This window comes from Tautonia marina (assembly GCF_009177065.1).
In the GTDB taxonomy this organism is placed as follows: Bacteria; Planctomycetota; Planctomycetia; order Isosphaerales; family Isosphaeraceae; genus Tautonia; species Tautonia marina.
In genome coordinates, this window is the sequence record NZ_WEZF01000001.1 from 468,666 (window position 1) to 480,946 (window position 12,281).

At 63.3% G+C, this 12,281-nt stretch carries 10 protein-coding genes; 3 read left to right on the top strand and 7 right to left on the bottom strand.

Annotated features, from left to right (window positions below; genetic code table 11):
• Nucleotides 1-195: 195 nt before the first annotated feature.
• The 4 genes from GA615_RS01800 to GA615_RS01815 all read right to left on the bottom strand — a co-directional run bounded on the left by GA615_RS01800 (nt 196) and on the right by GA615_RS01815 (nt 5,900).
• A complete protein-coding gene (locus GA615_RS01800) occupies nt 196-3,201 on the bottom strand; it encodes a protein kinase domain-containing protein (protein WP_201750078.1) in 3,006 nt (1,001 codons plus the stop codon).
• A gap of 107 nt (nt 3,202-3,308) precedes the next feature.
• Nucleotides 3,309-3,866, bottom strand: a complete 558-nt coding sequence (locus GA615_RS01805) for an ECF-type sigma factor (protein WP_152049533.1) — start codon at nt 3,864-3,866, stop codon at nt 3,309-3,311.
• Nucleotides 3,867-3,998: 132 nt separating this feature from the next.
• Complete coding sequence (locus GA615_RS01810) at nt 3,999-5,267, bottom strand: ATP-binding response regulator (protein WP_161602107.1); 1,269 nt, start codon at nt 5,265-5,267, stop codon at nt 3,999-4,001.
• 231 nt (nt 5,268-5,498) lie between these two features.
• Complete coding sequence (locus tag GA615_RS01815; RefSeq protein ID WP_152049535.1) at nt 5,499-5,900, bottom strand: response regulator transcription factor; 402 nt, start codon at nt 5,898-5,900, stop codon at nt 5,499-5,501.
• A gap of 318 nt (nt 5,901-6,218) precedes the next feature.
• On the opposite strand from GA615_RS01815, the gene GA615_RS01820 reads away from it, so the two are divergent.
• Together GA615_RS01820 and GA615_RS01825 are read left to right on the top strand one after the other, a co-directional pair.
• The gene (locus GA615_RS01820) at nt 6,219-7,637 is read left to right on the top strand and encodes a PAS domain-containing sensor histidine kinase (RefSeq protein WP_152049536.1); all 1,419 of its coding nucleotides are present in this window, start codon (nt 6,219-6,221) and stop codon (nt 7,635-7,637) included.
• Nucleotides 7,612-8,325, top strand: a complete 714-nt coding sequence (locus GA615_RS01825) for a response regulator transcription factor (RefSeq protein WP_152049537.1) — start codon at nt 7,612-7,614, stop codon at nt 8,323-8,325. The genes GA615_RS01820 and GA615_RS01825 overlap by 26 nt, the downstream gene beginning before the upstream one ends.
• A gap of 96 nt (nt 8,326-8,421) precedes the next feature.
• Here the strand turns inward: GA615_RS01825 and GA615_RS01830 are convergent, their stop codons facing one another.
• The 3 genes from GA615_RS01830 to GA615_RS01840 form a co-directional block, all read right to left on the bottom strand.
• On the bottom strand, nt 8,422-8,781 hold the full coding sequence (locus GA615_RS01830) for a rhodanese-like domain-containing protein (protein ID WP_152049538.1): 360 nt from the start codon (nt 8,779-8,781) through the stop codon (nt 8,422-8,424).
• A 34-nt stretch (nt 8,782-8,815) separates the two neighbouring features.
• Complete coding sequence (locus GA615_RS01835; RefSeq protein WP_152049539.1) at nt 8,816-9,592, bottom strand: TVP38/TMEM64 family protein; 777 nt, start codon at nt 9,590-9,592, stop codon at nt 8,816-8,818.
• Nucleotides 9,593-10,026: 434 nt separating this feature from the next.
• On the bottom strand, nt 10,027-11,040 hold the full coding sequence (locus GA615_RS01840) for a DUF3500 domain-containing protein (protein WP_161602108.1): 1,014 nt from the start codon (nt 11,038-11,040) through the stop codon (nt 10,027-10,029).
• Nucleotides 11,041-11,360: 320 nt separating this feature from the next.
• Between GA615_RS01840 and GA615_RS01845 the strand changes: the two genes are divergently transcribed.
• The gene (locus GA615_RS01845; protein ID WP_152049541.1) at nt 11,361-12,251 is read left to right on the top strand and encodes a ferredoxin--NADP(+) reductase; all 891 of its coding nucleotides are present in this window, start codon (nt 11,361-11,363) and stop codon (nt 12,249-12,251) included.
• The last annotated feature ends 30 nt before the right edge of the window (nt 12,252-12,281 follow it).

A 12,281-nucleotide genomic window follows, 5' to 3' on the forward strand; every position in this document is an offset into this window, starting at 1 on the left:
GCAGGTTCGACGTCCGGGGTTGGGGGGAGCGGCCCAACCCGAGGGTTTGCCTGTTCCGTGGAGATCAGGGTGCGGGTCGATTCTAAGCGGCGCCGGTCCACACGCCGGCAGATTCCTATCCGCTTAAGAGAGATCTGACCGAAACGAGCAAAAGGTTACAGGTTTTCTCGATGAACTAGGGTCCCTCGGTCAATTTCAGGCCGACGAGCCAGAAGTCCTCACCGTTGATGTAAAAGGATACAGGACGTCGTTCTCCTTCATTCCAGAGGGTGAAAGAGGTTGTTTGTTCGGAGACGGCCTCGTCGTTCGTGGACACCTCCCAATGCTCCCAATCCTGACCGTCGAGGAACTGGTCGCGGATCTCGAAGGCGAGAAACAGGGAGGTTTTCGTGTGAGCTGCCGAGACTGAATGCTCAGGTCGTCGGGGTTTGGGGACGGAGCGGTTGGCCGATGAGTCGAGGCAGGTGAGTTGACTTCAACAAGTCGCGCAGCGATCTCATCCTTGAGAACCTGGAGTTCGGCAAGCCAAGGCTCACCCTCGTCCAGGAGCGAGCGTTCATAGCTGGCACGAGCGGCTTCGAAGTCGCCTGCGTGGAGTTGTAATTGAGCAAGGGCACACCAGTAGAATCCGAAGCCGCCGTTGAAGTCGGGGTGATCCCCTGCAGCCTGGATGGCCTGGAGGGCGGCTTCAAAATGACCGGTGCGGTGGAGGACCAGGCCGAGCACGCACCAGGCCCTGGGGCTTCCCAGAAGCGTCACCGCCTCCTGAGCTGCTCGGGTTGCCAGGTCGGAGTCAAAGGGAACCGAGGGAGGAAGGGTGGCGAGGTAGATGGCCAGGTGTTCGAGCCGTACACAACGTCGGGATTGCTGATAGGTGTCAGGGGGGATGGGAGTCGCCAGAAGATCTCGGAGCCATCGCTCGGAAACCTCGCGGATGGTCTCGAATTGACCGAGTGCCCGGCAGGTAACCAGGTAGTGATTCAGGGCGCTGCTGGTCTGAATGTGGGTCGATCCGAAGAGGCGGCGATGGGCTTCGGCAACCTGTGCGTACAGGAGGATCGCCTCTTCGTTTTGTTGGCGTCGCTGGAGAGTGGTTGCGAGGAACTTGCGGGTGGCGAGGGTTGCGGGATGATCGGCACCGAGGACGCGATCGCGTCCGGCGACGGCCTGTCGGAGGACACGCTCTGAGTTGACATGATCTGCCTTGCAATACAGAACCCGTCCGAGGACGTGAAGCGTCTCCAACGTCTCCGGGTGGTTGGGGCCGAGAAGTCGAGTCTGGCCCTGATGAGCATCTTCGAGCAGGGTTTGCGCTTCCCCCATGGGGACTGTCCCCAGCGTGCGAAGGACCTCATCGGACAGACTGAGGTTTGGAGCTTTTCTGAATCGTTCAAGCAACGCTTTGTTGAACTTGACCAGGAGGACGTGCCCGAGGGTGGTCATCGAAGCGAGGGTCTGGGGGTGGTTCGGGCCGAGGACGCGGCGGCGGGTTTCCAGCACTCGACGGGCGATCGGTTCGGCTTCCTCGGGGATGGCGACGAGTCCCAGCGCGTCGGGACACAGTGCGCGGACGACCATTGCCTCGGCGGTGAGGGTTTGAGGGTGGTCGGGGCCGAGATGCTTGGCTCGCAGGGCGGCGGCGAGCCGAAACTGAGGGGCGGCGTCCTCGTAGCGGCCGAGGTCGTAGTAGGCCCGACCGAGGGCGATCCGGGCGGCGGCCTCGGCGGTTGGCCGGTGGCCGAACCGCGCGGGGATGGCCGCCTCTCCGGCGACAAAGATGTCTTGAAGTGTGGGAGTCTTACCCTGGAGCCGCTCGGGAGCGGCAGCACCGAAGACGTCGTTGACGAGGTACTCGACGACCAGGCCGGTTTCCTCGGCGCTGGCGGCGGCCTGGGCCTCGGCTCGGGTGGCGCGGTGGGCCTGGAGCAGGCTCAGGACCGTGGCCACGACGAGGATCAGGACGATGAGGACCGAGGAGGTGAGGATGGCTCGGTTGCGGGCAGCGAACTTGTGGAATTGGTAGGAGGCCGAAGGGGGCCGGGCGAGCACGGGTTCGTTGTCAAGGTGTCGGCGGAGGTCGGCGACGAGGGCGTTGGCGGTCGCGTAGCGGCGGTCGCGTTTCTTTTCCAGGCACTTCATGACGATCCAGTCGAGGTCGCCCCGGACAGCGATGAGAATGCGGTGAGGGTCGGCCCCTCGGGAGGCTGAGACGGTGGTCAGCGTTTTCCCGAGACCGTTGAGGCGGCTGCTGGGCGTGACGGGGTCTCGATCGTGGATCAGGTGTCGAATCTGGTCGAGCGCGGCCCGCTGGAATTCCTCGCGCTGGATTGGGGTCGAGCCGGTCAGAAGTTCGTAGAGAAGAACGCCGAGGCTGTAGATGTCGCTTCGGGTGTCGATGTCGAGGCCGGAGAGCTCGGCCTGCTCGGGACTCATGTACTGAGGGGTGCCGACGAGCTGGGCGAAGCCGGTGAACAGGGTCTTGTCGGTGAGGCTCTGGCCGGTGGCCTTGGCGATGCCAAAGTCGATGACCTTGGGGACTGGCTCGCCGTCGTGGAGGGTGACCAGAATGTTTGACGGCTTCAGATCGCGGTGAATGATCCCTTTTTGATGGGCGTGTTGCACTGCCTGACAGACTCGTATGAACAGGTCGAGGCGTGCTCGGATACCGAGACGATTGTGGTCACAGAACTCGGTGATCGGAATGCCCCGAACCAGCTCCATGACGAAGTAGGGGCGGCCAAGTTCGGTGGTGCCGGCGTCGAGCACGCGAGCGATGTTCGGGTGGTCCATCATCGCCAGCGCCTGGCGTTCGGCCTCGAAGCGGGCGATGACCTGCCGGGTATCCATCCCTGGCTTGATGACTTTCAGGGCGACGCGGCGGCGGACCGGCGTTTGCTGATCGGCCATGTAGACGGTGCCCATCCCCCCTTCGCCGATCGGCTCCAGGAGCGTGTAAGGGCCGATGACCGTGCCGGTGGCCTCGATCGAAGGTTCGGTCACAAGGCCGCTCGGCTCGGTCGAGATCAGGTCGGCGGGCTGCCCGTTCAGGAAGTTGCCGGCGTGGCGATGCGACTGGAGCAGGGCGTCGATCCTGGCCCTCAGCTCGGGGTTGCCGTTGCAGGCCCGGTCGAGGAACACGAGCTGGGCGGCGGGGTCCTCGAAGTCGAGGGCTTCCATGAAGATGGTGCGCTCACTCGTCATCACAGCACTCCCGAGCCAAAGCAGGCGGACCATCCGCCTGAGAGTTCATGCGATTCTTGAGGGGAGATCACGCCAAGATTTCGAAAAAAATTGTTCCGGCTGGTGTGTCACTCCTCGGTCAGTTCATGGTGAAGCCAGGCCCGCGCATAGGCCCAGTGGCGGTCGACGGTCCGGGGAGCGATGTCGAGGACCTCGGCAATCTCGGCGATCGAGAGACCGGCAAAATAGCGGAGCTTCACGACCTCGGCCGAGGTCGCGTCGTGCTGGGCAAGTACATCGAGCGCATCGTTGAGGGCGACCAGGTCGGGCTCGGACGACGGGAGGGAATCGATGGTGGCCTCGAAATCAATTCGCTGGTGGGTGCCGCCGTGCCGGAGACGGCGCTTGCGGCGGTAGCGATCGACGAGGATGCGGCGCATGGCTTCGGCGGCGGCCTTATAAAAGTGGCCCCGACCGTCCCAGTTGCTCGGTGAGGAAGGTCCGATGAGTCGGAGATAGGCCTCGTGTACCAGGGCGGTGGCCTGAAGGGTTTGCCCGGGGCGTTCACGGGCCAGTTGCGCGGCGGCGAGTGTGCGGAGTTCGTCGTAGACGAGAGGGAGCAGTTGCTCGGAGGCGAGAGGGTCTCCCCGCTCGATCGCCAGAAGGATCCGGGTCAGATCATTCATCGGCACCGACCCATCTCGAAGGGACCTTGGATGGGCGTGCAACTTCACTGTCGCACACATTCAGAAGAATCACACCACAGTGAAGATAAACCCGTTGATCCCGGGTCGCAATTCCGCATCGTCCTGAATTTCTTATTCGACGGAGCCTGATTCGGAGTGGGATTGACGGATGCGGGATGAGCAGAGGGATGCCGGTGTGAGGTAGTTGTGAAGATTGGACGACGGGGGGTGTCCGGGAGCCTCTGGGGAGAGGGGCTCGGAAGGGTCGAGAGGCGTCGGGTTGGGGGCGAGCGCGGTTGCGGTTTCGAGAATCGAGAGTGCAGGGTCGGGGCCGCCCATGGGAAGCAGGATGAGGACCTCTGCGCCGGGGGAGGCGTTGGTCAGGGTGATCCAGCCGCCGTGGGCTTCGATGATCCGCCGGGTGATTGACAGTCCCAGGCCCGAACCCTCGTGGCGGGTGGTGAAGAAGGGTTTGAATGCCTGGCGACGGATCTGGGGGGAGAAGCCGGGGCCGTTGTCCCGCACGGTGATCCAAAGCGCCGGTTTTCCCTCGGGGGTGATGGCCTGGCATTGAACCCGGATTTCGACCGGATCGGTGCCGCAGTGGAGCGAGTTCTCGAACAGGTTGCGAAAGACCTGCTTCATCCGAAAGGAATCGGCCAGGCAATCTCGAGCTTCGGGGGCCCCCTGAAGAATGAGCCGAGCCGAGCGGCCCTCTCGGCGGGCTTCGAGATCGTTCCAGGCGTCTCGGGCGACGCGGTAGAGGTCGCAGGGGCGGAGATCAAGCTGAAGGGGACCGGCCTGGCTGCGGAGGTCGCCGAACAGCCGCTCCAGGTCGCGGCAGCCGGCGAGGCCGGTTTCGAGGACGGGAGCCAGATCGGGGTCGCCGTCGCAGGTGAGCTTTGCCAGTTGAAGGGCGATCTTGGTGCGGTTCAGGGCGTTGCGTCCTTCATGGGCCAGAACGACCAGCATTTGCCCGAGCGAGGCTAGTTGCTCGGCGGCCTGGGCGCGCTGTTCGGCCTCTCGAAGCCGAGCGATTCGCTGAAGACTGGCGCGCAGGGCGTCGGCTTCAAGCGGTTTCGTCAGATAGTCGACGACCCCAACCCGGAGGGCGGCCAGCAGCCCTTCGTGTTCACACGACGCGGTGAGCAGAATGATGGCGCAGTGGGGAGCCAGCAGTCGGAGGCGGGGCAGCAGAACATCGATGGTGCCGTCGGGGAATCGACGGTCGAGCAGGGCGATATCAAAGTGACTCCACTCGTCAGGCCCCAGGGCGTTGATCTCGGCGATCGAGCCGGCGAGGGTGACGCGAAAACCGTCCTGCTCCAGGAGATCGTGGAGCGTTTCCCGGGCATCGACATCATCTTCAACAACCAAAATCTCGAGGGTTCCCGCGATCATTGGGGGAGTCCTTCGTGGTGCGCAGGCAACGCCAGGAGGATGCGGACACAGGGCACCTTCCTTCTCCATCCACCTCGAACACCATGACGAGGAACGGCTGGAACGGCGCGGCACTGACGGATGCCTGGGGAAATCCCGTCGGGACGTCGAGCGGGGCATGGGTGTGTTCGCCAGCGAGGACACACACGACAGCGGCCCGGACTTCCTGATCGCGGCGAGGCGCGAACGCGATTACGAACACGCCACCGTAGGCAGAGGAGACCGAACCGTCGAGAACAACTGAGTGGCGATGCGAATGACCAGCGAGCTGGGATGAACCGGTTTACTCAGGCAAACGATGGGGGAAAGTCCGAGGCGGTCGGCCAGCGCCTTCGACCGTTCTTGACCGATTGCCACGACGGCCGGGGGCATCAGCGATTGACCTTCCTGGATCAGGCGAAGCACACCATCTCCACCGCCCCAGGCAAGATCGGCGTCGATCACGAGGACCTCGGGCCGGAAAGATCGCAAGCGATCCAGGCACTCCAGACCGTCGTTGGCGGTTTCCACCTGGAATCCGAGCGACAAAAAATAGTCTGCCAGATCCGAACGGAGCGTGGGGTCGGACTCGGCGAGGAGCAGATGAACGGACATGGATTTTGCCTAGTTAAAAAGTTATGAAGATATAAAAGGTAGTCGCACGTCCATGCGAGTCGCCAACACATGGTCTGGCGTTCTCCTCCAATGTCAACGGTATGGCAAGACGCAGGGTGGTGCAATCGGGAGAATCATGAACTGGCTGTGGTGAATTCCCCGACAACGGTGGCTGAAGTTGCTGGGCGCAGCGGTTCGGATGGGTATGGTGGAGGGTGGGCGTGTGGGGTGTGTGAGTGACTGGTGAGGGGTTGCCAGGCCACGGAGTGCGGGAGGTGTTCTGTGGCTCGTCGTGATGCAGACGAATCTCTGGATGCGATGAATGAGGTGGTTCGAGCTGTGCTCGAAGCATTTCCGGCACATATTTGTATTCTGAATGAAGAAGGAGTGATCGTTGCGGTCAATCGGCGTTGGAATCAGTTTGCCCGTGAGAATGGCGGCGATCTGAAACGGTGTGGGTTGGGGGCGAATTACCTGGAGGTCTGTCGGAGGGCCGCGAAGGACGGGGATGCCGGAGGGGCCGAGGCACTGGCGGGCATTGAGGATGTGCTGGCGGGTCGTCGCGAGTCGTTTACGCTGGAAGCGGGATGCCACGGTGCCGAGAAGAACCGGTGGTTCTTGATGCTGGCGGCTCCGCTGCGGACGAATCATGGAGGAACGATTATCTCGCATGTGGATATTACGGAGCAAAAGGAGGTGGAGCTGGCGCTTCACGAGAGTGAGTACCGGCTCCGCACGGTCATCGAGACGGCCGCAGAGGGGATCCTGTCGATGAATTCCGCAGGGGTTGTTGATGCGTTTAATGCCGCGGCCGAGCAAATCTCCGGATACAGCCGCGCGGAAGTCATCGGGAACAGTATTTCGATGTTGATGCCATCACTTTCCTGGGCGGTGCATGAAGGGGGCCAGGAGCATCTCCGGCCGGTGGAGCCGGGGCGACTGCTTGGTCGGGTGCCTCTGGTGGTGATCGAGTGCAAGGACGGCAGCAGCGTGCCGGTCGAGCTGTCGATCAGCAAGGTTGATGAACTCGACCTGTACTCGGTGATCATTCGCGATTTGACCGAGCACCGAGCGATGCAGGAGCAATTACTGACGATTGCCGAGCAGGAGCAGCGGCGGATTGGACAGGACCTGCACGACGACGTGGGCCAGGAATTGACCGGGCTGGCGCTGATGGTCGAGTCGCTTGTTGAGGCGATGGAGGAAAGTCACTCACCTGAGATCGAGCTGGTGCATCGGGTGAGTGAAGGACTACGGCGCGTTCAGGAAGGGATGCGAAACCTGAGCCGGGGCCTGATGCCGGTCGAGGTGGATGCCGAGGGGCTGATGTCTGCCCTGAACGACCTGGCAGCGCGGATCGGGGCGAATCATGAACTGACCTGTCAGTTTGAATGCCGGGAACCGGTGCGGTTGGAGAACAATCAGACGGCCACACAGTTGTACCGGATTGCTCAGGAGGCGGTGGCCAACGCGGTTCGTCACGCTCAGGCTCGGCGGATTGTGCTTCAGTTAACCCAGGAGAAGGATCAGGTGCGGCTGGAGATTCGTGATGATGGCCCTGGCCTTTGGAATCCGGGAGAGCAACACGGTGAAGGCATGGGATTGCAGTTCATGCGGAACCGGGCGGAGTTGATCGGGGCACGGTTGCAGATCGAAGCATGCGAAGGACGCGGAACCAGGGTCGTTTGCTCGGTTCAAGGGAGGAATGATCATGGAGTGCGAGCCGATCTGGAGTGACGCCTCGGACGTTCCTGCCCGAGTCTTGATTGTTGACGATCATCCGGCGGTTCGGGAGGGGCTGGGCTTTCGAATTGCCCGATGCCCTGATCTGGTCGTCTGTGGCGAGGCGGCCGATCTGAGCGGCGCGCTGTCCGAGATCGAGGCGACGAATCCGGACGTGGCGGTGGTGGACATCGCGCTCGGAGCCGAGAGCGGCCTCGATCTGATCCGACGCCTGAGGAGTCGGCATCCGCCGGTGAAGTCGCTGGTCTGGTCGATGTATCCCGAGTCGCTGTATGCCGAGCGGGCCCTTCGAGCCGGAGCGATGGGGTACATCACCAAGCAAGCGGCGACGGGGCGGATTATCGAGGCCATCCGGCGCGTTCTGGCCGGCGAGATTTTCCTGAGTGAGACCGCCGCCCATCAGATGTTGCGTCGAGTGGTCGGGAGCGGGAGCAGCCACGGCGAGATCAGCACCGAGATCCCCTCGCCCGAGGCCACGCTTTCTGACCGCGAACTGGATGTGTTGCGGCTCATCGGTTCGGGGTTGACGACCTCGGAGGTCGCTGAGCGTTTGCACCTGAGCGTGCACACGATCGACACCTATCGGCAGCGGATCAAGATCAAGCTGGGCCTGCGCAATGGGGCCGAGTTGGTCCGAGCGGCGACGCAGTGGGTCCTGGAATCGCGCTGGCCCGTCATCTGAGGGAGAAGGCGGTCGGGACCGATCGGAGGCCGGACCCCGATCTGGAATCCTTTGGGGGGAGTGCGGAGGGAACGCCTGCGGAATCGTCCTTCGAACTCAATAGCGTGGAACCGAGGGGTCGATGATCTGTGACCAGGCGTCGATCCCGCCCTCAAGGTTAATGACGTCTGCAAGGCCCTGGCTGGCGAGCCAGCGAGCGGTGGCGAGCGATCGGACACCATGATGGCAGTAGATCACCAGCGGACGATCGCCGAGGCACCGGCGAAGCAGATCAAAGCGGCCGGAAATCTCGCCAATCGGCACATGAATATCAAGCACGCTTGAGGGGGCGTCGATGGCGCAGCAGTGGCGTTCCAGGTCCTCGCGGACATCGAGCAAGACCAGGGGCAGTCCGGCATCGAGATGTTCTTTCAGATCCTGCGGTGACCAGTGAGGGATCTCAATTGCCTGGTTCATCAGGGCAGCACTCCCGAGGGTAGGAGAGGGGGATTCAGGGGGATCGGGGAGGGTCGGTCGGGGGATTCAAGGGGGAGTCGTTGCCGGCTTCCGCACTGGCCAGGGCCAGCGCCCGGGTTGCGATCACGGCAAGAACCGTCGCTGTCAGGAGCGCGGAGAGCAGAAGGATGGCCCACCAGCCCCAGCCGAGATTGGCCGGCCGAGTGTCGCTGGCCGAGGCACCGATGAAGGCGATGACGACGGTGCCCGGAGCCATCCCGACGAGGCTGTACAGCACATAGGTCGTAAAGCGAACACCTGTTAATCCTAACGCGTAATTCAACACATTGAACGGAACGGCCGGAGAGAGCCTGAGCAAGAGGACCACCCAGGCCCCCCGCTGGGCCACCGCCCGGTCGAGGGATCGGAAGCGGCGGTCGGCTTCGATCCGGCGTCGGATCGCCTGGCGGGCGAACCGACGCGAGACGAGGAAGGCGACCGACGCCCCCGTCACGGCCGAGAACAGGGCCAGCCCCGCGCCGAGCAACGGACCGTACAGGTAGCCGCCGGCCAGTGTCAGGACCGTGCCCGGCGCCATCACGACCACGGCCGACACGTAGACGGCCACGAAGACGAGATAGCCCCACCAGCCGGCCCGATCAATCGCCGGCAGCAGGCGCAGCTCGACCCAGTCCGAGACGGGCAAGCTTCGCCAGAGCAGAGCAAGCCCGAACAAGATCAAGGGGAGCAGCAACCACCGGAGGGCCGGATGGAGCGAAACGCGTTGAGCGTGGTGACGGCCGAGCGTCTCGTCGGTCTCCTCCTTGCTCATGGCATGTCTTCTACGCACAAGGTCGGTGAGGAGGACCCATGTTCCCAAAAATCAACGCGTGCCTATGAATCCATGGTCGCTTGGACTCTGCCACGCAGGCAGGAGCAGGAACTGGAATTCCGAGGTCGAGAACGGGGGACGTGCCGGGGACCCCGTGATCTGCTCTGAGTGTTGAGGGCAAGGAGGGGATCAGAAGCTGCACTCAAACCCGCCTGGAACTCGGGTCCGAGCCGTTCCCGCGTTACGGGGGCCGATTGTGGAGGGAAAGGGGGGGCTGCGTCGACCTGCGGCCCCCGATGCTCGAACCGCTCGATCGGAGAGGACGGATTGCGAAGGCCAGCCCCCCCTGGGCCTTCGGAAGGAGCAGGGGGGGCTGGGCGATCACGCCCATCCGATCGAGGCATGGGATGAACCTGAGAACCGATGGTCGAGGGTTATTCGGCGGCGGCGGCGATCGGTTCGCCGAAGTCGCCGAGCATGCTCCGCCAGAAGCTGTGAATGTGGTTGGCGTTGTTCTGGGTGTTGTTGAATTCGATCAGGAACGTGGGGCCTTGAACGCGGTAGCCGTGCCTTTGGTTGCGCTCGGTGGCGCCGAACCAGGCGAAGGCGACGTTTTCGGGGCCGGCGTCTCGGATCTCGGTCAACCAGGCCTCGGCGACTCGGGCGGGCATGTCGAGAGCGTAGGCTTCGACGAGGGTACGGAGCATGTCGCGCTGGGCTTCCGTCATCTCAGCGTAGGAGAGGCCGATCGGCTCGTCGGTCGGCGGTTGCGGGTCGTTGGCGGATCGAACGTCGTCGGGGACGGTCTCGGAGATGATGGCCGTTGCCTTTTGCTCGTCGCTCAGGGCCTGGACCAAGCGAAGGGCACGGTCTTCGATCTCGGCCAGGGCACGGAGCCCTTCGCGGGAGCCCTGTCGGACCTCGGCCGGATTCGCGCCGAAGAAGGCGGGGGTGGCCGAGATAATCGAGCCGTCCTGGATGGTGAAGTTCAGGGAGAGGTGGTGTCCCTCGACCCGCCATCCCCATCGCCCCTGGTTCGAGGGTTCGCCGAAGACGCTGAAGAAATAGAGCTCGGGGTCGCGGTGGGGGGCGTTGTTCTCCATTTCGTGGAGAATCTGCTCCAGGCTCATGATGGTGGTGGCCTTGAGCGTTCCCTCGGCGCTAAGGCCGGTGGCAAGCAGTCCCATGGCGAGGGTGCGTTCCTCGGGGGTCATTTGCTTGACGGGCAGGCCTTCGCGTTCTCGGGGAATGAAGTGCCAGTTGAGGCGTTCGGGGTCGTCAAACGTGAAGGTGGCCAGGTCGCGCTTCGGGTCGTCGAGCGCGTTCAGAAACCGCGTTGCGGCGTCGGCCATGGCGGCTCCGGGCCGGTCGGCGGCGGCTCCGGCCCAGAGGGCGAGGCTGATGACCCCGATTGTGCCCAGGGCGAGGCTTGGTTTCAGTCCGCGCATCAGGATCACTCCCCAATTGGCGTTGGCGTTGGTAGCGAAGGGGGGACGGCTTCGACCCTCGGAACGAACTCCGATCGCCCGGGAGCCGCCGGCCCTCGATCCGGGACGGTCAATCGCCCCGATCCGGCTCGTGTCATGGTACCGAGTGTTCAACAGATCGCCAGTCGGCACCGAGCCGGATTTATGAATCGGGTGGGTTGATTGCGTTGACCCTCTGTGCTTGCGGGTCCAAGATAAGCGTGGTGGGCTGACGGCGTACGGCCCTCGCCCATGCTCCATCGAACGATTCCAGACCCGATCGAACCGAACCCGAACGACTCATGCCTCGAAACGCCCCCGACCCTCCGCTCGACATTCCTGCCCCTCGCTATCAGACCGACGATCCGGGGATCGCGCGGGTGGTTTCGAACGTTCGACTGACTCCCGATGGGACGACCGAGATCCGGCATCTGGTGCTTGATCTCTCGGGGCTCGATTACGAGTACCGCGAGGGACAAAGCCTTGGGATCATCATTCCCGGCGTCGAGGACCGCGGCCACGCCAGCACCGTGCGGTTCTACTCGATTGCCTCGGGACGAGGGGGAGAAGCGGGACAGCCGGGCCTGGTGGCGATTTGTGTCAAGCGGGTGGAAGTCGTAGACCCGGAAACCGGCGAGCTGCGCCGAAGTCCTTCCTCTGATTTTCTTTGCGGCGCTCAGCCCGGAGACGAGATTGCTGTCACCGGGCCGTTTGGAAAGAGTTTTGTGTTGCCCGACGATCCGCGATCGAACCTGATTCTGGCGGCGACCGGGACCGGAGTGTCTCCGTTTCGCGGATTCCTGCGCCACGTGTTTGTTGAGCGAACGGACTGGCAAGGCCAGGTCCGGCTCTTTGAGGGGGCCCGAGGGGCCGGGGAATGCCTCTATCGTCAGGAATTCAACGCTTACCAGCAGGATCACCCCAACTTCCGGGTCCACTACGCCCTGAGCCGCGAAGAAAACGCCCGAGGCGGAGCGCGGATGTACGTTCATCATCGCATGGAGGAGCAGATCGAGGAGGTTTGGGCCTTGCTGGATCGGGAGGAGACGTTCCTGTTCATCTGCGGGATCAAGGGGATGGAGGACCACATTGAGCGGGTGCTCCAGCATCGAGCCGATCGTGACGGGATTTCCTGGGCTGATTTCCGGCGCGTGTTGCAAGACTCGGGGCGGCTGCTGATCGAGACGTATTGACACAATCGGCGCAATCGGCGAGGGCGAGTC

Coding starts and splice junctions, on each gene's coding strand:
- GA615_RS01800 (WP_201750078.1), bottom strand. CDS start 3,201: ATGACGAGTGAGCGCACCATCTTCATGGAAGCCCTCGACTTCGAGGAC.
- GA615_RS01805 (WP_152049533.1), bottom strand. CDS start 3,866: ATGAATGATCTGACCCGGATCCTTCTGGCGATCGAGCGGGGAGACCCT.
- GA615_RS01810 (WP_161602107.1), bottom strand. CDS start 5,267: ATGATCGCGGGAACCCTCGAGATTTTGGTTGTTGAAGATGATGTCGAT.
- GA615_RS01815 (WP_152049535.1), bottom strand. CDS start 5,900: ATGTCCGTTCATCTGCTCCTCGCCGAGTCCGACCCCACGCTCCGTTCG.
- GA615_RS01820 (WP_152049536.1), top strand. CDS start 6,219: ATGAATGAGGTGGTTCGAGCTGTGCTCGAAGCATTTCCGGCACATATT.
- GA615_RS01825 (WP_152049537.1), top strand. CDS start 7,612: ATGGAGTGCGAGCCGATCTGGAGTGACGCCTCGGACGTTCCTGCCCGA.
- GA615_RS01830 (WP_152049538.1), bottom strand. CDS start 8,781: ATGAACCAGGCAATTGAGATCCCTCACTGGTCACCGCAGGATCTGAAA.
- GA615_RS01835 (WP_152049539.1), bottom strand. CDS start 9,592: ATGAGCAAGGAGGAGACCGACGAGACGCTCGGCCGTCACCACGCTCAA.
- GA615_RS01840 (WP_161602108.1), bottom strand. CDS start 11,040: ATGCGCGGACTGAAACCAAGCCTCGCCCTGGGCACAATCGGGGTCATC.
- GA615_RS01845 (WP_152049541.1), top strand. CDS start 11,361: ATGCCTCGAAACGCCCCCGACCCTCCGCTCGACATTCCTGCCCCTCGC.